Raw genomic sequence first — 13165 nt, 5'->3', positions numbered from 1 at the left:
ACGCCACGGCCCGGCCGACCCAGGCCGTCCCATGACCCCTCCGTTGTCAGGCGAAGGAGCCACAGCAGCATGAATCGATTCACCTTCCGGACCGGCGCGGCGCTGGTCACGGCCGCGGCCGTGACGTCGCTCGCCGCGTGCAGCGGTGGGGGCGGTGGCGGCGGCGCGAGCAGCCAGAGCGCCGAGGACACCGTCACCATCGCGCTGGACGCCGACGCCGCACCGAACGGCTACGACGCGCTGCTCTACTCGCAGGGCCAGTTCCAGTTCTTCGCCGCCCTGTACGACTCGCTGTTCGTCACCCAGCCCGACGGCACGGTGAAGGGCAGCCTGGTCACCGACTTCTCGAACAGCCCCGACAACCTGCAGACCACGCTGACCCTGCGCGACGACGTCACGTTCGCCGACGGCAAGGCGCTGGACTCCACCGTGGTCAAGGCCAACCTCGACCGCCGCAGCGACCCCGACCTCGAGGCCTACGGCTCGATCGCCCCCGGCCAGGCCGCGGAGATCGCCGACGTCCAGGCCCCGGACGCGCAGACCGTCGTCATCACCTGGAAGGCGCCGCAGGCGGCTCCGGAGAACAACCTGGTCGACACGGCCGGCATCATCGTCGGCCCCGACGCCGTCGCCGACCCGGACTCGCTCAAGACGACGCCGGACGGCTCGGGCGCCTACGAGCTCAACACCGACGAGACGACCCGGGCGAGCACCTACACGCTCGACAAGAAGGCCGACGCGCACGACGCGGCCGACTGGGCCTACGACTCGATCGTCTTCGACGTGATCACCGACCCGCAGGCCCTGGCCAACGCCGTCGTCTCCGGCCAGGCCGACGTCGCCGGCATCCTCGACCCGACCACCATCGACCTGGTCGAGTCGCGGCAGAGCACCGTCAGCATCGGCGGCACCATCGTCGGCTTCCCGGTCACCGACAAGACCGGCGCCACCAACCCCGCCTTCGCCAGCGAGAAGGCCCGCCTGGCGATCGGCTACGCCATCGACCGCGAGAAGCTAATCAACGACCTGCACGACGGCTCGCGGCCGACCTCGCAGCTGTTCCCCGAGGGTGCCCCCGGCTTCGACGCGGCGCTCGACGAGGAGTTCGGCTACGACCCGGCCAAGGCCAAGCAGCTGCTCGCCGAGGCCGGCTTCCCGGACGGCTTCGAGATCAACCAGACGGTGCTCGGGCAGCCGGACGAGGACCAGGTGGCCATCCAGGGTCAGCTGGCCGAGGTCGGCATCACGGTGAACTTCATCGTCGCCACCTCGACCGACCAGGTCTTCGCCGCGGTCAACACCGACCCGGTGATCTGGGGCCCGTTCGCCGTCGGCGCCAACCCGGCCGGGTTCATCGCCGGCGTCGTCTACGGCGGCTTCATGAACACGCAGGGCGCCAAGGAGCCGGCGATCGAGCAGTCGCTCGGTGGCGCGCTGGGCGCGACGGGTGACGCCCAGGAGCAGGCGCTGACCGCGCTCAACCGGGCCCTCACCGAGCACGCCTGGTACATCCCGGTGTACGAGGACTTCACCTACTACGGCTACAACGCCGCGAAGGTGGCCGAGCCCGAGTTCGCGGGGACGAACAACTACCTGGTGCTCTCGGCGATCCAGCCGGCGAGCTGAGCGACGGCGGGTGGCCGCGGCACGAGCCGCGGCCACCCGCCGCCCGCACCCCTGACCACCCGGAGCGGACGAGGACCCCCGATGCTCACCTATGTCGCGAAGCGGCTGGCCCTGGCCGTCGGCACGGTGCTCGCCGCTGTGCTGATCACCTTCCTGCTCGTGCACGCGGGCGACGGCACCCCCGGCGCGGTGCGTCTGGGACCGGGCGCCACCCCGGCCGAGATCGCCGCGGAGAACGACGCGCTCGGCTGGAACCGGCCGCTGTTCGTCCAGTTCTTCGACTACCTGGGCCAGCTGGTCCGGTTCGACCTGGGGACGTCGCTCATCGACGGCCGCGACATCGGCTCGGACCTGGCCGACCGGCTGCCGGTCACCGGCTTCATCGCGCTGTTCGCCACGCTGTTGTCCGGCGTCGTGGGCGTGTTCCTCGGGGTCACCGCGGCGGTCCGCGGCGGCCGGTTCGGCAAGTTCATCACCTCCGGCGCCGGTGTGGCGCTCTCGCTGCCGGCCTTCTGGGTCGGCGTCCTGCTCGTCTACGTGCTGGCCATCCAGCTCGAGCTGCTCCCGGCCACGGGATACGTCGAGTTCACCGCCGATCCAGCCGCCTGGTTCGACAGCCTGCTGCTCCCGGTGCTCACGCTGACCGTCGGCGGCGCGGCGATCATCGCCCGGACCGCCAACGCCGGCATGCGCGATGCCCTCGGGCAGGAACACATCCGGACCCTGCGCGCCATGGGGACGCCGGAGTGGCGGATCCGCTACGTGCACGCGCTGCGCTTCGCCAGCGTGCCGGTGGTCTCCACCCTGGGCATCCAGTTCATCGCGCTCTTCGGCGGCTCGGTGATCATCGAGAACCTCTTCGCGCTGCCCGGCCTCGGCCAGGCCAGCCAGTCGTCGGCGTCCTCGCACGACTTCCCGGCGCTGATCGGCGTCGTCCTCATCGCCACCGTGGTGGTCGTCGTCATCAACCTGCTGCTCGACCTCGTCGTCGCCGCTCTCGACCCGAAGGTGCGCACCTCATGAGCGTCCTGCCCCTCGACGCGGCCGACGAGGTCGCCACCGAGCCGGTCCCCCCGGCCCGCCGCCGCGGCCTGCCCGGCTTCCTCCGCCGTCCCGGCGGGGTCTTCGGCGCCGCCTGGCTGACCTTCGTCATCGTGGCCTCGCTCACCGCGGCGTGGTGGCGGCCCTACGACGTCACCCAGCAGGACACCGCGAACCGGCTCGCGCTGCCCTCCGGCGCGCACTGGCTGGGCACCGACCCGCTGGGCCGCGACCTGCTGTCCCGGATCTTCACCGCCGGCGCGCTGCCGCTGCTGTCCTCGGCGCTGATGCTGCTCGTCGCCTTCGGCATCGGCCTGCCGCTCGCGCTCGTCGCCGCCGAGCGCGGCCCGCGGGTCGAGCGGGTGATCAGCCGCATCACGGAGGTCTTCCTCGCGCTGCCCTCGACGATCATCCTGCTCGCCGTCATCGGCGCGATCGGCAACAAGCTGTACGTGGTCATGGCGATCCTCGGCGTGCTGATCTCCGCCGCGGTCTACCGCGTGCTGCTGGGCGTCGCGCAGTCGGTGCGCCAGCGGCTCTACGTCGACGCCGCGCGGGTCAACGGCCTGGGGTCGCTGCGGGTGAACCTGCTGCACGTGCTGCCGTCCATGGCGACGGTGGTCGCGGTGCAGGCCGCGCAGCTGTTCGGCATCGGCCTGCTCATCGTCGCCGGCCTCGCCTTCCTCGGCTTCGGTCCGGGCGAGCCGGAGCCGAGCTGGGGCTTCATGATCCAGGACGCCTCCGGGCACGTCTTCGACGCGCCGTGGCTGCTCGTGCCGACCGGCCTGGTGCTGGCGCTGACCGTCGTCGCGGCCAACGAGCTGGCCGACGCGATCGCCGGCAAGGCGAAGGCCGAGCAGCCCCGCGTCCGCCGCCGCAAGCCGGTCGTGGCGCCGCCGGCGGTCGACGGCCCGGCCGACGCGGACGCCGTCCTCGAGGTGCGCGACCTGACCATCGCGGTGGACGACGGGCCCGACCTGGTCACGGGCGTCTCCTTCGAGCTGCGCGAGGGCACGGTGCTCGGACTCGTCGGCGAGTCCGGGTGCGGCAAGACGATGACCGCGCGCTCGCTGATGGGCCTCCTGCCCGACGGCGTCTCGGTGACCGGCGGCTCGATCCTGTGGGACGGCCGCCAGCTCGTCGGGGCGTCCGGCAAGCAGCTGACCGCGACCCGGGGCCGGGAGATCGCGATGATCTCCCAGGAGCCGATGGTCGCCCTCGACCCGATGTTCTCGATCGCCTACCAGCTGACCGGCCCGATCCGCCGCTTCCGCGGCGTGGGCCGGGGCGAGGCCCGGCGGATCGCGGCCGAGCTCCTGCAGCAGGTCGGCATCGTCGACGCCGAGCGGGTGCTGAAGAGCTACCCGCACCAGCTCTCGGGCGGCATGGCGCAGCGGGTCTGCATCGCGCTGGCGCTGACCGGGGAGCCCACGCTGCTGATCGCCGACGAGCCCACCACCGCCCTCGACGTGACCGTGCAGGCGGAGATCCTCTCGCTGCTGCGCCGGCTCGTGCACGACACCCGGCTGTCGGTCGTGATCGTCAGCCACGACCTCGGCGTGGTCGCCGACATCTGCGACGACGTCGCCGTCATGTACGCCGGCACCGTCGTCGAGTCCGGCACCGCGGCGCGCGTGCTGGACGAGCCGGCCCACCCGTACACGATGGCGCTGCTCGGCGCGAACCCGCACGTGCCCGACGGCGAGCCGGTGCCCGAGCGGCTGGCCTCCATCCCCGGCACCGTCCCGCCGCCCGGGTCGTGGCCGAACGGCTGCCGCTTCGCCAGCCGCTGCCGGTTCGCGCAGGAGAAGTGCACGGTGCCCTTCCCGGAGCTGCCCGCCCACGGCGACGGCTCGGTGCTCTGCATCCGCGTCGACGAGCTGGCCCGCGCGCACGTCACCTGGGAGGCGGAGGAGGCCGGCGCGGAGACCGTGCCCGGCCACGAGCCGCTCGAGCCCGCCGACGAGACCGCTGGAGTGTCCTCATGACCGCCGCCACCCAGGACCAGGCCACCACCCCCGCCCTCGAGATCCGCGACCTCGTCGTCCGCTACGGCTCCGGCCGCAAGGCGAGGAAGGCGACCCGGGCGGTGGACGGCGTCAGCTTCGACATCCTGCCCGGGGAGACCGTCGGCCTGGTCGGGGAGTCCGGCTCGGGCAAGTCGACGATCGGCAAGGCCGTGCTCGGCCTGCACCCGCCGGCGGCCGGCACGGTGAAGCTGCACGGCCGGGACATCACCTCGATGTCGCTCAAGGAGCGCAGCCGGGCGGTGGCCGACCTGCGGGTCGTCTTCCAGGACCCGTACTCCTCGCTCAACCCGGCCCGCACGATCGGCCAGACGCTGGTCGAGCCGCTGCGGCTGATGGGCGTCAAGGGCGAGCCCGCGCTGGCCAAGGCGCGCGCCGGCCTGGAGTCGGTCGGCCTGCCCGGCGAGGCGATCGACCGCTACCCGTCGCAGTTCTCCGGCGGGCAGCGGCAGCGGATCGCCATCGCCCGCGCGCTGGTGTGCGACCCGAAGGTCGTCGTCCTCGACGAGCCGGTGTCGGCGCTGGACCTCTCCACCCAGGCGCAGGTGCTCAACCTGCTGGCCGACCTGCGCGACCAGCGCGGCCTGGCGTTCCTGTTCATCGCGCACGACCTCGGCGTCGTCCGGTTCCTCGCCCAGCGCGCGGTGGTGCTCTACCGCGGGCAGGTCATGGAGACCGGGCCGGTCGAGCCGGTCACCCGGGCCCCGCGGCACCCGTACACGGTCGCGCTGACCGCGGCGGCCCCGGTGCCGCGGCCGGCCGAGCAGGCCGCCCGCCGGGCCGCGCGGGAAGCCGCCGGGTTCGGTACCGCGGGCGCCGCGCAGCCGTCGTCCGCGGGGTGCCCGTTCGTGCCGCGCTGCCCGCTGGCCACCGACGTCTGCGTCGAGCAGCGCCCGCCGCTGCGGCTGGTCGGCGACACCCTCACCGCCTGCCACCACGCCGAGCGCGTCCCCGCCGCCCTCTGAACCCTGCGCTTTGTCGCGAGGAAGCACGCGTGCTTCATCGCGACAAAGCGCACCGAGAACTGGAGAACTGTGCCTTCCGACGTCGAGATCGACGCACTGCTCAGCAAGCTGGACCTCGCGACCAAGGTGCGCCTGCTGTCCGGGGCGGGGGTGTGGACGACGCAGGCGGTGCCCGAGATCGGACTGCGGTCGATGACCGTGTCCGACGGGCCGATCGGCGTGCGCGGCGGCACCGACACCGAGCTCGATCCGTCCGCCGCGCTGCCGTCGAGCTCGGCCATGGCGGCGTCCTGGGACGAGGAGCTGCTGCACCGCATCGGCGGGCTGCTGGCCGGTGAGGCGGTGCGCAAGAACGTCGACGTCGTCCTCGGGCCGACGATCAACCTGCACCGCTCGCCGCTGGGCGGTCGGCACTTCGAGTGCTTCAGCGAGGACCCGCTGCTGTCGGGCCGGCTCGCCACCGCCTACGTGCGCGGCGTGCAGGAGCGGGGGATCGGCGCCTGCCCCAAGCACTACGTGGCCAACGATGCCGAGACCGACCGCCAGACCGTCGACAACCGCGTCGACGAGCGCACGCTGCGCGAGCTGTACCTGGCGCCGTTCGAAGCGGTCGTCGAGGACGCCGACCCGTGGCTGGTCATGGCCGCCTACAACGGCGTCAACGGCGCACCGATGACCGAGAACGACCTGCTCGCCGAGCCGCTGAAGGGCGAGTGGGGCTTCGACGGCGTCGTCGTCTCCGACTGGGACGCGCTCTACCACGGCGAACCCGCCGCCCGCGCCGCACTGGATCTGGCCATGCCCGGCCCGGACGCGACGTGGGGCGAGGCGCTGGTCGAAGCGGTGCGGGCCGGCCGCGTGCCTGAGGCCGCAATCGACGCCAAGGTGCGCCGGCTGCTCCTGCTCGCCGCCCGAACCGGCGCGCTGGAGAGCGTCGAGACGGAGAAGACCGCACCCGGCCGGATCGAGGACGCCTCCCCGGTGGCCCGCGAGGCTGCCGCGGCCGGCACGGTCCTGCTGCGCAACGACGGCCTGCTGCCGCTGCGCGCCGAGGAGCTGCGGCGGGTGGCCGTCGTCGGCCCCGGCGCCCGCGACGCGCGTGCCCTGGGCGGCGGCTCGGCCACCGTGCCCCTGCCGTACCTGGTCACCCCGGTCGCCGGTCTGACCGCGGCCCTGGGTGGCGCCGAGGTGGTCGCCGCCGTCGGCACGGCGCTGTCGGACAAGCTGCGCCCGGCACGGGCCGACGAGCTCGACGGCGTCCGGCTGCGCTGGCTCGACGCCGACGGCGACACCGTCGCCGAGCAGGACGCCGGGACGGCGATCCTCGTCAAGCTGGCCCGCGACGTGCCGGCCGGCGCGGTCGCGGTCGAGCTCCGCACGCGGTTCCGGCCGGACGAGGACGGCGCGTGGCGGCTCGGCGCCACGGGCTTCGGCGAGTGCGCCCTCGAGGTCGACGGCGCGCACCTGGCCGGCGGGGTCGTGCACCAGGCCGCGCCCGACGTGGAGGAGATCTTCCAGCGGGGTCCGCAGCACGCGGCGGTCGTGCCCCTGCGGGCGGGCGAGACGTCCGAGGTCGTCATCCGCTACCGCTGGCCGGCCGACGCGTTCCTCTTCTGCGCCGGCCTGGTCGTCGGGCTGCCGCTGCGCCCGGCCGACGAGGAGCTCGCGCACGCCGTCGAGCTGGCGCGCACCAGCGACGTCGCGGTGGTCGTCGTCGGCACCAGCGAGGACGTCGAGAGCGAGGGCTTCGACCGCACCTCGCTGGCCCTGCCCGGCCGGCAGGACGAGCTGGTCCGCGCTGTGGCCGCGGTCAACCCGCGCACCGTCGTGGTGGTCAACGCCGGCGCGCCGGTGGAGCTGCCGTGGCGGGACGAGGTGGCCGCCGTCCTGGTGGCCTGGTTCCCCGGCATGGAGTTCGGCAACGCGCTGGCCGACGTCCTGCTCGGCGAGGTCGAGCCTGGCGGCCGGCTGCCCACCACTTGGCCGAAGGCCATGGCCGACGCCCCGGTGCTCGGCACGACCCCGGCCGACGGCCGGTTGGAGTACGCCGAGGGCCTGCACATCGGGCACCGCGGCTACCTCGCCTCGTGGACCGAGCCGGCCTTCTGGCTCGGGCACGGCCTCGGCTACACCACCTGGGAGTGGGAGGGACTTTCGGCGCGGAAAGTCCCCGACGGGCTGACCGTCACCGTCCGGGTGCGCAACACCGGCGCCCGGCGCGGCAAGCAGGTCGTGCAGGTCTACGCCTCCCGGCCGGAGTCGGCGGTCGAGCGCCCGGCGTGCTGGCTGGCCGGCTTCGCCGTCGTGCACGCCGACCCCGGCGAGGTCGTCGACGTCCCGGTGCGGATCCACCGGCGGGCGCTGCGCCACTGGGACGACGGCTGGGTGGTCGAGCCCGGCCCGGTCCTCCTCACCGCCGGCCCGAGCGCCGGAGAGGGCCGCACGTCGGCCACGGTGACCCTGGCATGAGCGGCGCCCCGCACGGCCTGCGCGTCGAGCACCTGGACACAGCCCTCGGCATCCGGACGACGGCACCGCGGCTGTCCTGGCGGCTGCCCGACGGCGCCCGCGAGCAGCACGCCTACCGGATCACCAGCGACAACGGCTGGGACTCCGGCTGGGTCGACAGCGACGCCAGCCTGCTGGTGCCCTACGCCGGGCCGCCGCTGACCTCCTCGCAGCGGGTCGAGTGGCGGGTGCAGGTCGACACCGACCTCGGCGAGAGCCCGGTGTCGGAGCCGGCCGCGTTCGAGACCGGGCTGCTCTGGACCGAGGACTGGCAGGCCTCCTGGGTCGAGCCCGGGGTCATGCCCGACGGCCCGAAGGGCGGGCGCCCGGCCGCGCTGCTGCGGTTCGAGTTCGGCGTGGACCGGCCGGTGGTCGCCGCGCGGCTGCACGCCACCGCGCAGGGCCTCTACGAGGCGTTCCTCAACGGTTCCCGGGTGGGCGACGCCGAGCTGACCCCGGGCTACACCCAGTACGACGCGCGGCTCCAGGTGCAGACCTTCGACGTCACGGAGTCGGTGCGTGAGGGCGGCAACGCGGTCGGCGTCGTCCTCGCCGACGGCTGGTTCCGCGGGCAGACCGGCATCACGCGGGCCGACCGGCAGTGGGGTGACCGGCTGGCGCTGCTCGCCCAGCTGCACCTCGTGCACGAGGACGGCGAGGTCACCGTCGTCGGCACCGGCCCGGGCTGGCGCAGCGGCCTCGGCCACGTGGTCGCCGCCGACCTCATCGCGGGCGAGCGGTGGGACCTGACCCGGCGTCCCGACGGCTGGGACGCCCCCGGCTTCGACGACACGGACTGGGACGACGTCACCGTCGTCGAGCACGGCTTCGCCGGCCTGGTCGACTCGCCGGCCCCGCCGGTGCGCCGGGTCGAGGAGATCGTCCCGCGCTCGGTGACCCGGCTGCCCGGGGGCGCCCACCTGGTCGACCTCGGCCAGAACATCAACGGCTGGGTCCGGCTGACCGACCTCGGGCCGGCCGGCACCACGCTCACCCTGACCCACGGCGAGTGGCTCGGCCCGGACGGCGACCTGACGGTGGAGAACCTGCGCCCCGACCTGCCCTTCCTGCCGCACCCGCTGCCGACCGGCCAGGTCGACGTCGTCGTCTCCGCCGGCGTGCCCGGTGACGTGTTCGAGCCCCGGCGGACGACGCACGGCTTCCAGTACGTGCGCATCGAGGGCCACCCCGGCGAGCTCACCGTGGACGACGTCCGCGGCGTCGTCGTCCACACCGACCTTCGCCGGACCGGCTGGTTCACCAGCTCCGACGAACGGCTGAACCGCTTCCACGAGGCCGCCGTCTGGAGCTTCCGCGACAACGCCTGCGACATCCCCACCGACTGCCCGCACCGCGAGCGGCACGGCTGGACCGGCGACTGGCAGCTGTTCGTGCCGACCGCCGCGTTCCTCTACGACGTCGCCGGCTTCTCGACCAAGTGGCTGCGCGACGTGGCGGCCGACCAGTGGCCCGACGGCACCGTCGCCAACATCAGCCCGACCCCGCGCGCCGAGGGCCGGGAGGGGCCGATCGCCTTCCTCAACGGCTCCGCCGGCTGGGGCGACGCGGCGGTGATCGTGCCCTGGGAGATCCACCGCGCCTACGGCGACGTGCAGGTCCTCGAGGAGCTGTGGCCGACGATGGTCCGCTGGCTGGACCGCGCCGAGCGCACCGCGCGGGAGCAGCGCCACCCGTCGCGCGCCGCACGCCGTCCCGACCCGGCGCCGCACGAGCGCTACCTGTGGGACACCGGCTTCCACTGGGGCGAGTGGCTGGAGCCGGGCAACGGCCCCGCCCCGCTGGACGAGTTCGCGACGGCCGACAAGGGCGAGGTCGCGACCGCCTACCTCGCGCACAGCGCCGGGCTCATGGCCCGGATCGCCCGGCTGCTGGGCAGGGACGACGACGCCGCCCGGTACGCCGAGCTCTCCGACGGGGCCCGGGAGGCCTGGCGGGCGGAGTACCTCGAGGACGGCCGGCTCACGCCCGACACCCAGGCCAACCACGTCCGCGCGCTCGCGTTCGGCCTGGTGCCCGAGGAGCTGCGCCCGGCCGCCGCCGAGCGGCTGGTCGAGCTGATCCGCAAGGCCGACACCCACCTCGGCACCGGGTTCCTGGCGACGCCGTACCTGCTGCCGGTGCTCGCCAATACCGGCCACCTCGACGTCGCCTACGAGCTGCTGCTGCAGGACGGCGAGCCGTCGTGGCTGGTCATGGTCGACAGGGGCGCCACCACGGTGTGGGAGTCGTGGCACGGGGTGGACGCCGACGGCGTGCCGCACGAGTCGCTCAACCACTACTCCAAGGGCGCGGTGATCTCGTTCCTGCACCGCTACACGGCGGGCATCGAGCCGCTCGAGCCCGCGTACCGGCGCTTCCGGGTGCGGCCGCGGCCCGGGGGAGGGCTGACCCGCGCGGAGGCGGCGCACGAGTCCCCGTACGGTCGCATCGAGTCGGCCTGGCGCCGGGACGGCGAGGCCTTCGAGCTGCGCGTCGTCGTCCCCGCCGGTACCGAGGCCGAGATCGTCCTGCCCGACGGCACCACGTCGGTCGCCGGCCCCGGCGAGCACGTCCACTCGTGGATCGCCTGATGGGCGACCGGCACGACGACCTGATCGGGAAGCTGGACCTCGCCGGGAAGGTGCGCCTGCTGACCGGGGCGTCGTTCTTCTCGTTCACCGGCGACGACACGGTCGGGCTGGCGCCGCTGGGGATGTCCGACGGGCCGACGGGCGTCAAGGGCCAGTCGCAGAGCGGCGGTGCGCCGACCAGCCTGCTGCCCAACGCCACGCTGCTGGCCGGCTCGTGGAACGAGGACCTTCTGGCCGAGGTCGGCGGCTACCTCGCCGAGGAGGCGGCCCGGGCTCGCACGCACGTCGTCCTGGGGCCGACGATCAACCTGCACCGCAGCCCCCTGGGCGGCCGGCTCTTCGAGGCATTCTCCGAGGACCCGCTGCTCACCGGCCGCCTGGCGGCGGCCTACGTGCGGGGGCTGCAGGAGCGGGGCGTGGCCGCCTGCCTGAAGCACGTGGTCGGCAACGAGGCGGAGACCGAGCGGCACACCGTCGACGTCCGGATCGACCAGGCGACCCTGCGCGAGGTCTACCTGCTGCCGTTCGAGATCGCGATCACCGACGCCGACGCGTGGCTGCTCATGGCCGCCTACAACCGGGTCAACGGCGTGCCGGCGACCGAGCACGACACGGTGCTCAACCGGATCATCAAGGGCGAGTGGGGCTATCCGGGGCTGGTGGTGTCGGACTTCTTCGCCACCTCCTCGACGGCCGCGGCGATCAACGGCGGCCTGGACGTCGTCCTGCCCGGGCCGTTCGGGCCCTGGGGTGAGCAGCTCGTGGCCGCCGTGGAGCGCGGCGAGGTCGCCGAGGCGACGGTCGACGCCGCCCTGCGCCGGCTGCTGCGCCTCGCCGACCGGGTCGGCGGCCTCGGTGCGGGGCGGGCGTGGCCCGAGGTCCCGCCGCCCACCGCCCCGGCACGCCGGGAGGCGCTGCGCCGGTGGGCGGTCGCCGGGATGACCGTGCTGACCAACGACGCGACGCTGCCGCTGGCCGCCGGCAGCCGCATCGCGCTCGTCGGCGTGCCGGCGGCCGAGACGCTGCTCATGGGTGGCGGCTCCGCGGAGGTCAGCCCGCCGCACCAGATCTCGATCCTCGACGGGCTCGCCGACGCGCACGGCGGCACGCTGAGCTACGCCGGCGGCGTGCAGGTCGGCGCCTCACCGCCGCCCGCGCGGCCCGGCTTCGTCACCGACCCGGTCGACGGCACCCCCGGCCTGCGGCTGCAGATCACCACCGCCGACGGCGACCTGCTCACCGACGAGCACCTGGCCGACTGCCGCCGGGTGCTCGGCTGGTGCGGCGAGCTGGACCGTCCCGGCACCCGCGCCCGGCTGCGCGCCCGCATCGACCACACCGGGCCGCTCCAGCTCGGCGTCATCGGCATCGGCGCCTGGTCGATCACCGCCGGCGACCTCCGCCGGGAGCTCGAGGTCGCACCGGTGACCGGCGCCCCCGGGGAGTCGCTGCTGGCCCCGCCGCAGCGGCTGCTCGACGTCACCGTCGTCGGGCCCACGGAGGTCGAGGCCGAGGTCGACCTCGGCGATCTCCCGCACGCCATGGTCGGGCTCGTCGCCCGTCCCGCCCCCGTGCCGGACGACGGGGCCATCGCCGCTGCGGTCGAGGCCGCCCACGAGGCGGACGTCGCCGTGGTGGTCGTCGGCCTGACCGCCGAGCAGGAGACCGAGTCGCAGGACAAGACCACCCTGGCCCTGCCCGGCGCGCAGGACGCGCTCGTCGAGGCGGTCGCCGCCGCCGCGCGCCGAACCGTTGTCGTGGTCAACGCGGCCACCCCGGTGCTCATGCCGTGGGCCGGGCGGGTCGACGCCATCCTGGTCGCCGGGCTGCCCGGTCAGGAGGGCGGTGCCGCCGTCGCGGCCGCGCTGCTCGGCGAGCTGGAGCCCACGGGGAGGCTGGTCACCACGTGGCCGGCCGCCGACGGCGCCAGCCCGGCCTGGTCGGTCCGCCCCGACGACGGTGTCCTCTCCTACGCGGAGGGCCCCTTCGTCGGTCATCGCGGCCACGCCGCCGGCCGGGCACCCGAGCCCCGGTTCTGGTTCGGCGCCGGCCTCGGCTACGGCGTGTGGGAATACCTCGACGCCCGGCTCGACACGAGCGGCGACGCCCCGGCCGTCACGGTGACCCTGCGCAACACCGGCGACCGCGCCTCGCGCGAGGTCGTCCAGGTCTACCTCGCGCCGGCCGAACCCGATCAGCCGGTCCGGCTGGCCGGCTGGGCTGCCGCGGAGGTGGACGCCGGACAGACCGCGGACGTCACCGTCTCCTGTGACGCCCGCATGTGGCGGCGCTGGGACACCGCCGCCCAGCGCTGGGACCGGGTCGGTGACGGGGAACTGCTGATCGCCCGCGGTCTCGGCGACGTCCGCTGCCGCCTTCCGCTGCTGTGACCGAAACGGAGAACGAC

The 13165-nt window shown here is 74.4% G+C and carries 7 protein-coding genes; all 7 read left to right on the top strand.

The window, feature by feature from the left end; all coding sequences use genetic code 11:
* The first annotated feature begins 69 nt into the window (after positions 1-69).
* The 7 genes from AB3388_RS16245 (at position 70) to AB3388_RS16215 (ending at position 13148) form a co-directional block, all read left to right on the top strand.
* A complete protein-coding gene (locus AB3388_RS16245; protein WP_495406335.1) occupies positions 70-1626 on the top strand; it encodes an ABC transporter substrate-binding protein in 1557 nt (518 codons plus the stop codon).
* 81 nt (positions 1627-1707) lie between these two features.
* The gene (locus AB3388_RS16240; protein WP_495406334.1) at positions 1708-2649 is read left to right on the top strand and encodes an ABC transporter permease; all 942 of its coding nucleotides are present in this window, start codon (positions 1708-1710) and stop codon (positions 2647-2649) included.
* Positions 2646-4655: a dipeptide/oligopeptide/nickel ABC transporter permease/ATP-binding protein gene (locus AB3388_RS16235; protein ID WP_495406333.1), complete on the top strand. Its 2010-nt coding sequence runs from the start codon at positions 2646-2648 to the stop codon at positions 4653-4655. The genes AB3388_RS16240 and AB3388_RS16235 overlap by 4 nt, the downstream gene beginning before the upstream one ends.
* Positions 4652-5659 carry an oligopeptide/dipeptide ABC transporter ATP-binding protein gene (locus AB3388_RS16230; protein WP_495406332.1) on the top strand — a complete coding sequence of 336 codons (1008 nt, stop codon included), beginning with the start codon at positions 4652-4654 and terminating at the stop codon, positions 5657-5659. Before AB3388_RS16235 ends, AB3388_RS16230 begins: the two co-directional genes overlap by 4 nt.
* A 69-nt stretch (positions 5660-5728) precedes the next feature.
* Entirely contained in the window at positions 5729-8128 is a 2400-nt protein-coding gene (locus AB3388_RS16225) for a beta-glucosidase family protein (protein ID WP_495406331.1), read from the top strand.
* Positions 8125-10758: a family 78 glycoside hydrolase catalytic domain gene (locus AB3388_RS16220; protein ID WP_495406330.1), complete on the top strand. Its 2634-nt coding sequence runs from the start codon at positions 8125-8127 to the stop codon at positions 10756-10758. The genes AB3388_RS16225 and AB3388_RS16220 overlap by 4 nt, the downstream gene beginning before the upstream one ends.
* Entirely contained in the window at positions 10758-13148 is a 2391-nt protein-coding gene (locus AB3388_RS16215; protein ID WP_495406329.1) for a glycoside hydrolase family 3 C-terminal domain-containing protein, read from the top strand. Before AB3388_RS16220 ends, AB3388_RS16215 begins: the two co-directional genes overlap by 1 nt.
* Positions 13149-13165 lie beyond the last annotated feature (17 nt).

This window comes from Geodermatophilus sp. SMS 5-13 (assembly GCF_059428245.1).
This window is presented reverse-complemented; position numbering and strand designations above follow the sequence as displayed.

Bases quoted from the DNA above. Each gene is read 5' to 3' on its own strand.
- AB3388_RS16215 (WP_495406329.1), top strand. From the start codon at position 10,758: ATGGGCGACCGGCACGACGACCTGATCGGGAAGCTGGACCTCGCCGGG.
- AB3388_RS16220 (WP_495406330.1), top strand. From the start codon at position 8,125: ATGAGCGGCGCCCCGCACGGCCTGCGCGTCGAGCACCTGGACACAGCC.
- AB3388_RS16245 (WP_495406335.1), top strand. From the start codon at position 70: ATGAATCGATTCACCTTCCGGACCGGCGCGGCGCTGGTCACGGCCGCG.
- AB3388_RS16235 (WP_495406333.1), top strand. From the start codon at position 2,646: ATGAGCGTCCTGCCCCTCGACGCGGCCGACGAGGTCGCCACCGAGCCG.
- AB3388_RS16240 (WP_495406334.1), top strand. From the start codon at position 1,708: ATGCTCACCTATGTCGCGAAGCGGCTGGCCCTGGCCGTCGGCACGGTG.
- AB3388_RS16230 (WP_495406332.1), top strand. From the start codon at position 4,652: ATGACCGCCGCCACCCAGGACCAGGCCACCACCCCCGCCCTCGAGATC.